General features: G+C 76.1%; 7 protein-coding genes. 4 read left to right on the top strand and 3 right to left on the bottom strand.

Going from position 1 to position 9,011, the window contains the following annotated elements; all coding sequences use genetic code 11:
* Positions 1-152 precede the first annotated feature (152 nt).
* The gene (locus I6A81_RS02525) at positions 153-1,406 is read left to right on the top strand and encodes a flavin reductase (RefSeq protein WP_203007258.1); all 1,254 of its coding nucleotides are present in this window, start codon (positions 153-155) and stop codon (positions 1,404-1,406) included.
* A 10-nt stretch (positions 1,407-1,416) separates the two neighbouring features.
* On the opposite strand, the gene I6A81_RS02520 is transcribed toward I6A81_RS02525, so the two are convergent.
* On the bottom strand, positions 1,417-2,721 hold the full coding sequence (locus I6A81_RS02520) for an MFS transporter (RefSeq protein ID WP_307874419.1): 1,305 nt from the start codon (positions 2,719-2,721) through the stop codon (positions 1,417-1,419).
* A 155-nt stretch (positions 2,722-2,876) separates the two neighbouring features.
* Between I6A81_RS02520 and add the strand changes: the two genes are divergently transcribed.
* Complete coding sequence (gene add, locus I6A81_RS02515) at positions 2,877-3,959, top strand: adenosine deaminase (protein WP_307874418.1); 1,083 nt, start codon at positions 2,877-2,879, stop codon at positions 3,957-3,959.
* A gap of 42 nt (positions 3,960-4,001) precedes the next feature.
* Here the strand turns inward: add and I6A81_RS02510 are convergent, their stop codons facing one another.
* Together I6A81_RS02510 and I6A81_RS02505 are read right to left on the bottom strand one after the other, a co-directional pair.
* Positions 4,002-4,646 carry a maleylpyruvate isomerase family mycothiol-dependent enzyme gene (locus I6A81_RS02510; protein ID WP_203007259.1) on the bottom strand — a complete coding sequence of 215 codons (645 nt, stop codon included), beginning with the start codon at positions 4,644-4,646 and terminating at the stop codon, positions 4,002-4,004.
* An 88-nt stretch (positions 4,647-4,734) separates the two neighbouring features.
* On the bottom strand, positions 4,735-5,973 hold the full coding sequence (locus tag I6A81_RS02505) for an amidohydrolase family protein (RefSeq protein WP_203007260.1): 1,239 nt from the start codon (positions 5,971-5,973) through the stop codon (positions 4,735-4,737).
* Positions 5,974-6,110: 137 nt separating this feature from the next.
* Here I6A81_RS02505 and I6A81_RS02500 point away from each other — a divergent pair, with 137 nt between their 5' ends.
* A complete protein-coding gene (locus tag I6A81_RS02500; protein ID WP_203007261.1) occupies positions 6,111-7,190 on the top strand; it encodes an alcohol dehydrogenase catalytic domain-containing protein in 1,080 nt (359 codons plus the stop codon).
* Between the two features lie 107 nt (positions 7,191-7,297).
* Positions 7,298-8,944, top strand: coding sequence for an AMP-binding protein (locus I6A81_RS02495; protein ID WP_203007262.1), 1,647 nt, complete (start codon positions 7,298-7,300; stop codon positions 8,942-8,944).
* Positions 8,945-9,011: the final 67 nt, after the last annotated feature.

The following is a 9,011-nucleotide window of genomic DNA, read 5'->3' as shown; positions in this document are numbered from 1 at the left end:
CTATGGACTCCTCCTCCGCCTTGCGAGCAACCGCCTGGACGCCGCCCGCATCGACCAAGATCCACGGGAAGCGCCCTTAGGCGACCACCGGCCGAGGGTTCCCGGCCCGCGCCCCGGGCCAGGACCCCGCACCACCCAGGGAGCGCGACGCCATGGCACCGCAGCAGCCAGACCCCGGGGCCCCGGGCACCGGCGACTCGAACACCGCCGACCCGGCGATCGACCCCGGGCGGTTCCGGCGGGTGCTGGGAAACTTCCCCACCGGGGTCGCCGTGATCACCGGGCTGGACCAGGCGGGAGCGCCGGTCGGGCTCGCGGTCGGCTCGTTCTCGTCGGCGTCGCTGGACCCGCCGCTGGTCGCGTTCTTCCCGGACCGCTCCTCGAGCAGCTGGCCGCGGATCGCCGAGACCGGCCGGTTCTGCGTCAACATCCTCGGCTACGACCAGGAGTCGGTCTGCCGGACGTTCGCGGTCCGCGGCGGCGACAAGTTCGCCGAGCTGTCCTGGCGGTCCGCGCCGTCCGGCGCGCCGCTGCTCGACGGCGTCGTGGCCTGGATCGACTGCGACCTGGAGGCGGTCCACCCGGCCGGCGACCACGACCTGGTGCTCGGCCGGGTACGCGCGCTCGACGCCGGCCGCTCGGCGCTGCCGCTGGTCTTCTTCCAGGGCGGCTACGGCCGGTTCTCGCCGCTGTCGCTGGCCGCCTGGGAAGGCGACCTGGCGGTGCAACTGCGGACCGCCGACATCGCCCGGCCGCGGATGGAGGACCTGGCCGCGCGCCTGGGCGCCGAGTGCGTCGCCAGCGCCGCCGTCGGCGACGAGATGGTGCTGCTCGCGAACGCGCGGCCCGGATCGTCTCCCGAGACCCCTACCAGGGTCGGGCAGCGCATCCCGTTCCTGCCGCCGCTGGGCACCGCGTTCGTCGCATGGGCCGGGCCGCTGGCCCGGCGGGCCTGGCTGGACCGGGCGGGGAAGGACTGCCCGCCGGCCACCGCGGCGGCGCTCGAGGCGACGCTCGCGGCCGTGCGCGCCGCCGGCTACGCCGTCGGGCGCGGCCGTGGCTGGCACGGCGAGCTGAACACGGTGCTCGCCAAGGCCGACCCGACCGACCCGGCGGACCCGGCCCATGACGCCGTCCGCGGGCTGATCCGCGCGCTGCCGCCCGGCTACGAGTCTCCGGCCGCGCCCGCGCCGTCCGGCGACGGCGACGGGAGCCCGGCCGACGAGCTGCGCACGGTCTCCGTCCCCGTGTTCGGCCGCGACGGGACGGCCGTGCTGGTCCTCACGCTGATCGGCATCCACGGCCCGCTCGGCGGCCCCGCGGCCGGCGGCGAGGACCCGATCGCCGCCCTGCGCGCCGCCGCCGCGGCCGTCACCGCCGCCCTCGGCGGTGTCCAGCCAGGCTGACGCGCCGCCGTCAGGCCCGCCCGGCCGCGACCTCGTCCGGGTCGCGGGCCGGACGGTCGACGCGGACCAGGAAGATGACGGTGGCGACGACGAGCAGCGGGCCGCAGACGAGCAGACCCGCCTTGGGGCTGATCAGGCTCCACAGGCCTCCGGCGGTCAGCGTCGCGAACACCCGGCCGCCGCTCTGCAGGCCCGCGAGCATGCCGAACCCGGCGCGGCGCGCCTCGGGCGCGGTCAGCCTGGCGACGCCGGTGTACTCGGCCGTGTCGACCGCGCCGGCCGCGGCACCCGCGAGCAGGAAACAGCCGATGATCACGGCGTCGCTGTTCGGTGTGACGTAGGCGAAGCCCAGGTAGGCCAGCAGCAGGCTCACCCCGCCGCACGCGAGCACGAAGCCGGTGCCCGCGCGGTCGACCAGCCGGCCGGCCCAGACCGCGCAGGCGGCGGCGGCCAGCTGGTAGACCGCGTAGTACAGCGCGACCCGCTGCAGGGTCGACAGGACGTCGCTCGTGCCGACGATGCGCGCGGCTCGCAGCAACAGCAGCACGGCCGCGATGTTGGAGGCCTCGTAGCAGGCGATCCCGATGAGCAGCACGCCGAGCGGCTTGCCGCGCAGCTTCGTGATCTTTATCTGGGTCGGCGCCTGGATGTCCGGCGCGGCGCCGGCCCGGCCGCGGGCGAACGCCACGACGCTGAGCACCACCGCGAGGACGACGGGCACCAGGGCGAGCCCGATGACGGTCCGGATGCTGGTGAACTCCAGCAGCACGACCGCGACGACCGCGCCCAGGGCCGCGGAGAGCGCCACGGCGGACCGCTCGAAGCCGAGCCGGGTGCCCAGGCGGGCCGCGGGCGCGGTGGCGCTCGCCTCCTCCAGCAGCGGCGGCGTCCCCAGCCCGCGGGCGGCCCACGAGCCGGCGCGGCAGGCCCCGGCCTGCCAGAGCACGCTGCTCGCGGCGAAGAAGCCAGCGGCGAGCGCGAGCCCCGCGCTGCCGGCGACATCGAGGGCGCCGCGTAGGCCGGGGCGCCGGTCGGCCAGCTGGTTGCGCCCGTACCGGGCGGCCGCCCCGCCAGCGCGCCCGGCGGCCTCCACCCCGGCCAGCGCGAACGGCGCCGCGCCGAGCGTGCGCGCGAAGAACGGCGCCGTCACCGCCGTCATGCTCTCCAGCCCGACGGTCGAGAGCAGGTAGGGCAGCCGCGCTGGCTGGCCCGCCGCCTGGTCGGCGGCGGGCTGGTCGCCGGCCGTGGCCGGCTCTCCGCGCCGGTCGTGTACCTCGGGGGACTGGTCGGAAGCATCGGTGGGCGGCGCGGGCACGGCGTGATCGTAGACGCCGGCGGTCCGGTCCGAACATCCGGAATCTCCCTATCGGTCCCGGCGGCGGCCGCCCGCGGGCCCCTTCATGACCGGCGCGTTACGTCTTCCCGCGCGCGTTTGACAGCCGCGACGGGCCTCGCGAAGGCTCACGACTCGTGACAGCTTCCATGAACGCCCAGGCCAGGCCCGTCGACGAGACGCTGGTCCGCCTGCTGCCGAAGGCCGAGGTGCACGTCCACCTGGAAGGCTGCTTCGACCTCGCTGACCTGCTGGAGCTCGCGAAGGCCGCCGGGGTGGGGCTGCCTGGCCCGGCGGCGACGCTGTTCGACGTCGACACCCATGACGTGCCGGCGGAGGCGCCAGGCGCCCCCAAGTCGACATTGTCGGCGTTCCTGCGGTTCCTCGACTGGGAGGGCGGGCTGGTGCGCACGCCGGAGCAGGCCGCGCGGGCCGCGTACCGGTTCGCCGCCCGGGAGAGCGCGTCCGGGGTGCGCTACGCCGACGTCATCGTCAACCCGACCCACTGGGGCGCCTGGCACGGCCGGCTCGGCGAGCTGTTCGCGGCGTTCGCCGCCGGCCTGGACGAGGCCGAGCAGGACGGGCTGGCCGTGGTCAACCTGTGCGCGTCGCTGCTGCGCCAGCAGACCCCGGCCGCCGCGGCCGAGCTGGTCGACTGGCTGGTCGAGGCGCGCCCTGTCCGGGTGGTCGCGCTGTCGATCGACGGCGACGAGCGGGCCGCCGGGCGTACCGGCCCGCGGTTCGCCGACGCGTTCCGCCGCGCCGCCGACGCCGGGATCCGGCGCACGGTGCACGCCGGCGAGTCCAGCGGGCCGCAGGGGGTGTGGGACGCGCTCGACCTGCTGCGCGCCGAGCGGATCGACCACGGGGTGCGCGCCGCCGAGGACCCGGCGCTGCTGCGCCGCCTCGTCGACGAGCGGGTGCCGCTCGGCGTCTGCCCGCGGTCCAACCTGGCGCTCGGCCTGTACCCGGACCGGGCGAGCCACCCGCTGCCCGCGCTGCTCGCGGCCGGGGTGGCGGTCACGGTCAACACCGACGACCCGGCGGCGATGGGCTACCGGCTGGAGGCCGAGTGGGCCGCCTGCGCCGATGCCTACGGCTGGGGGCTGGCGGAGGTCGCCGAGCTCGCCAGGGCGTCGGTGCGCGCCAGCTTCGCCCCGCCGGAGCTCGCGGCGAGCCTGCTCGCCGACATCGACGCGTTCGAGGCCGGCCGGGCCTGAGCCGGACCGGCCAGGGCCGGGGCAGCCGGGGCCGGGCGGCGCTCAGACCGCGCTGAGGCCGGCGGGCAGGTTCTCGCGGCCGACGAGCAGGAGGAGCAGGTCGGGGGCGGCGGGCAGATCGCCGGCGATCTCGGCGGCGAACAGCAGGCAGTCACGGACCGGCTCGGCGATGGCCGCCGGCGGCCGGGCGCCGATGGCCCTGGCGAGGTCGAGGCCGTGCACGGTGAGCTCGAAGGTCCTGGTGCGCAGGTAGTCGACCAGGCGCAGGCGGCCCCAGGGCGTCGTGACCGCCGCGTCGTCCGGTGTGGCGCGCACCAGCTCGTCCACCCGCGCCGCGATCTTCGCGACCGCGCCGGCCGGGTCGGCGCCGAGCGCGGCGCCCGCGTCCCGCCCGCGCTGGGTGACCGCGGCGTGGTCCGTCAGCGCCGTCCGGATCGCGCGGTAGTAGGCGGCCGCGTCGGCCAGTTCCGGGGCGTCCGCGGTCGGCGCTGTCGCCGCGGCCGGTGCCGTCGCCAGGTAGGCCTCGATGGTCAGGAACGCCCGGCTGCCGTGGCCGACCAGGTCGCGCACCGACCACTCGCCGAGCCCGGGCCGGTCCCACTGGTCGGTGACGACCTCCGCCACGACAGCCGTGAACGCCTCGGCGGCGAGGTGGAAGCGGGCGCGGACGGCGGCGGGATTCGGCATGGACCCATCGTGGCAGAGCCCGGGGCCGGCGAGGCCTGCCGCGCCAGCCGCCCCCGCGCCGTCCCGCCGTGCCCGCCCCGCGCCGGGCTCAGGGCGCCAGGTCCAGCTCCAGCATGCGGATGGCGTTGCCGCGGACGATCTTGCGGACGGTCGCGGCGTCGAGGCCCTCCATCATCTCCTCGGCGACCTTCCTGGTATGCGGCCACGTCGAGTCGGTGTGCGGGTAGTCGGTCTCGAAGGTGACGTTGTCCACGCCGATCGAGGCCAGTGACGCGAGCCCGTGCCGGTCCCGGAAGAAGCAGCCGTACACCTGGCGGCGGAAGTAGGTCGACGGCGGCTCGGGGACGAGGTCGCGCACCCCCGCCCAGGCGCGGTGCTCCAGCCACACGTCGTCGGCCCGCTCCAGCGCGTAGGGCAGCCAGCCGATCTGGCCCTCCGAGTAGGCGAGCTTCAGGGTCGGGAAGCGCACCAGCACGCCGGAGAACAGCCAGTCGGCGAGCGAGGCCATCGCGTTGTTGAACGACAGCGTCGCGGCGACGGCGACGGGCGCGTCCCCGGACGTCGCCGGCATCTGCGACGACGAGCCGATGTGCATGCACACGACCGTCCCGGTCTCGGCGCAGGCGGCGAACAGCGGGTCCCAGTAGCCACTGTGGATGCTCGGCAGGCCGAGCTTCGGCGGGATCTCGCTGAAGCACACGGCCCGCACCCCGCGGGCCGCGTTGCGGCGCACCTCGGCGGCCGAGGCCTCGGCGTCCCACAGCGGGATGATGCACAGCGGGATCAGCCGCCCGCGGGAGTCGCCGCACCACTCCTCGACCATCCAGTCGTTGTAGGCGACGACGCAGGCCGCGGCGAGCTCCCGGTCGCGCGCCTCCGCGAACGTCTGGCCGCAGAACCGCGGGAATGTCGGGAACGACAGCGACGCCTCCACGTGGTTGAGGTCCATGTCGGCGAGCCGGGCCGCCGGCTCGTAGCAGCCCGGCCGCATCTCGTCGTAGGTGATCGGCGACATCGTCATGTCGTCGCGGTCGAAGCCGACCGCCGCGACGTGCCGCTTGTTGATGTAGACGAGGTCCTCGTAGATCCAGCAGTCGGCCTTCGGGCCGTCCGGGTCGAACGTCTGGCGGTAGCTGCCGCCGCCGACGTGCTCCATGACGCCGATGCCGCGCCGCTCGACCCGCGGCCCCGCGTCGCGGAACCGCGCGGGCAGCCAGGTCCTCCACAGGTGCGCGGGCTCCACCACGTGGTCGTCCACGCTGATGACCCTGGGCAGCTCACCGAAGGAGTGCTCGTCGCCACCGGTACCGTCGCCGCCGCTCGCCATGCCCTCGTCCCTTCTCGCGGCCCGCGCCGCGGCCCGTCGGCCGCCCGGGGAGCCGCCCTTCTTGTTCTCGGCGTGTTTTCCGACGCTAACATCGGATCTGACGGACCGTCAGGTCTTACCGCTCCGCGGGAGGTCCCATGACCAGCACCGGCGCGACCAGGCTCATGCCGGCGTATCGGATCAACGCCTGGCTCGAGCAGCCCCGCATGGTGGACGTGCCGGTGCCTGAGCCCGGGCCCGGCGAGGTCCTGGTGGCGGTGGCCGCGAACGGGCTGTGCCACTCGGACCTGACGATGTCCCAGATCCCGGGTGAGATCGGCGCGGCGATCGGCTGGCGGGTGCCGTTCACCCTCGGCCACGAGATCGCCGGCACGGTGGCCGAGCTCGGTCCCGAGACGGCTGACGCCCCGCCGGTCGGCACCGGCGTCGCGCTGGTGTCGCCGGCGTCGTGCGGGCGCTGCTCGTACTGCCTGGCCGGGCGGGACAGCGCCTGCCCGAACGGTCTGGCCGGGCGCGGCTATGGCCGCGACGGCGGGCTCGCGCGGTACGTCGTCGCGCCGGTGCGCGCGCTGATCCGGCTCGACGGGCTCGACCCGGTCGCCGCCGCGCCGCTCACCGACGCGGGCGCGACGTCCTACCACGCGGTGCGCCGGGTGCTGCCCGTGCTGGAACCGGGCAGCACCGCGGTCGTCCTCGGCGCGGGCGGTCTCGGCGGGTTCGCGATCCAGCACCTCAAGGCCTGCTCGCCGGCCCGGGTCGTCGCCGTCGACACGTCGAAGGCCCGGCTCGTCGTCGCCCGGGAGCTGGGCGCGGACGACACGGTCGTCGGCGTCGGCGGCGAGCCGGGCGAGGCGGGGAAGGTCGCCGGGCTGCTCAGGGAGGCCAGCGGCGGCGGCGCGGCGGCCGTGCTCGACTTCGTCGGCACCGACGCGACGATCGCGGCCGGGATCGGCGCCGTGCGGCCGACCGGGGCGTTCGGCCTGGTGGGCTCGGGTGGCGGGACGCTGCGCGCGCCCTGGTACGGCGGCCTGCCCCGCGAGGCCGAGGTCTTCACCTTCCAGGGCTCGACGATCGCGGACGCGCGCGCCGTCGTCGCGCTCGCCGCCGCCGGGAGGATCCGCAGCCTGGTCGAGGTCTTCACGCTGGACACGGTCGCCGACGCCTACCGCGCCCTCGACGAGGGCGCGCTGCGCGGCCGCGCCGTCGTCACCCCGTAGCGCGAGAGTTAGAACGAGTTCTATATTGCCGCGGGCGCCCGAAGGACCTGGAACCGGAGGACCTGGAGCCCGGACGACCTGGACCTCGAGAACCTGGAGGCGGCCCGATGACGAGCCCACGGACGACGGCGTCGACCGCCGAGGCGCCGATGATCACTGGCGCGGACGTGGCCACGCTGTGGGACCTGGTGGCGCGCCGGGCGGAGCTCACGCCGGACGCGCCGCTGCTGCTCGCCGACACCCCGACAGGCCAGGTCCGGCTGACCTGCGCCGACCTGGTCGCGCGGGCCGAGCGGGTGGCCGCCGGGCTCGCGGCGCTGGGCGTCGCGCCGGGGACGGCGGTGTGCTGGCAGCTGCCCACCCGGGTCGAGACGGTCGTGCTGTCGATGGCGCTCGCCCGGCTCGGCGCCGTCCAGGTGCCGATCATCCACATCTACCGGGAGCGCGAGGTCGCCGTCGCGCTGCGCGAGACCGGCGCCCGGCTGCTGTGCGTGCCGGGCGTCTGGCGCGGCACCGACTACGTGGCCCTCGCCGCGGCCGCCTCGAGGGACCTCGCCGACCCGCCGGAGGTCCTCGTCGTCGGCGCCGGCGAGGCCGGCCTGCCCGACGGCGACCCGGCGACGCTGCCGCCCCCGCCCACCGACGGCGAGGCGGTCCGCTGGATCTACTTCACCTCCGGCACCACCTCGGCGCCCAAGGGCGTGCGCCACCGCGACGCGACGCTCGTCGCCGCCGGTGTCGGGCTCGCGCTCGCGCTGCGCGCGCGGCCGGACGACGTCGGCTCGATCGCCTTCCCGGTCGCGCACATCGGCGGGCCGGACTACCTGGCGATGATGCTGTCCGTCGGCTTCCCGGCGCTGCTGCTGGAGGCGTTCGTCCCGGCGGACGCGGTCGCGGCCTACCGCCGCCACGGCGTGACGATCGCCGGCGGGTCGACCGCCTTCTACACCGCGCTGCTCGCCGCGCAGCGCGGCTCGCCGACTCCCGAAGCGCCGCTCGTCCCGACGCTGCGGTTGCTCGCCGGCGGCGGCGCGCCCAAGCCCCCCGAGCTGTTCACCGACGTGCGGCGCGAGCTGGGCATCCCGGTCGCGCACGGCTACGGCATGACCGAGATCCCGATGATCACGCAGGGGTCGCCGGCCGACAGCGACGACGCGCTGATGCACTCCGAGGGCGCCCCGCTGCCCGGCGTCGAGGTGCGCGTCGTGCGCTCTGACCGCACCGACAGCACCGACGGCGCGGACGGCGCGGACGGCACCGGCGAGACGGTGGCGCCGGTCGGCGTCGAGGGCGAGGTACGGGTCCGCGGCGTCACGGTCTGCGCCGGCTACACCGACCCCGCCGCGACCGCCGCCGCGTTCGACGCCGACGGCTGGTTCCGCACCGGCGACCTGGGCTTCCTGCGCCCAGACGGGCACGTGACCCTGACCGGCCGGCTCAAGGACGTCATCATCCGCAAGGGCGAGAACGTCTCCGCCAAGGAGGTCGAGGACCTGCTCTACCAGCACCCGAAGGTCGCCGCCGCGGCCGTGATCGGGCTGCCGGACACCGAGCGCGGCGAGCTGGTCTGCGCGGTCGTCGAGCCCGCGCCCGGCGCCGAGCCGCCGACGCTCGCCGAGCTCGCGGCGTTCCTGCGCGGCGCCGGGCTGATGGTCCAGAAGATCCCCGAGCGGCTCGAGGTGGTCGACGCGCTGCCCCGCAACGCCACCCTGAAGATCCTCAAGCACGAGCTGCGGGCCCGTTACGCTGGCTGACCCGGCCCGTGAACGGGACTGGCGCGGCGGGGGGGGGGGGGCCGGGGGCGGGGGGGGTGGGGGGGGC

It is taken from the genome of Frankia nepalensis, from assembly GCF_016786325.1.
GTDB lineage: Bacteria > Actinomycetota > Actinomycetes > Frankiales > Frankiaceae > Pseudofrankia > Pseudofrankia nepalensis.
This window is presented reverse-complemented; position numbering and strand designations above follow the sequence as displayed.

Bases quoted from the DNA above. Each gene is read 5' to 3' on its own strand.
- I6A81_RS02525 (WP_203007258.1), top strand. From the start codon at position 153: ATGGCACCGCAGCAGCCAGACCCCGGGGCCCCGGGCACCGGCGACTCG.
- I6A81_RS02510 (WP_203007259.1), bottom strand. From the start codon at position 4,646: ATGCCGAATCCCGCCGCCGTCCGCGCCCGCTTCCACCTCGCCGCCGAG.
- I6A81_RS02505 (WP_203007260.1), bottom strand. From the start codon at position 5,973: ATGGCGAGCGGCGGCGACGGTACCGGTGGCGACGAGCACTCCTTCGGT.
- I6A81_RS02500 (WP_203007261.1), top strand. From the start codon at position 6,111: ATGACCAGCACCGGCGCGACCAGGCTCATGCCGGCGTATCGGATCAAC.
- I6A81_RS02495 (WP_203007262.1), top strand. From the start codon at position 7,298: ATGACGAGCCCACGGACGACGGCGTCGACCGCCGAGGCGCCGATGATC.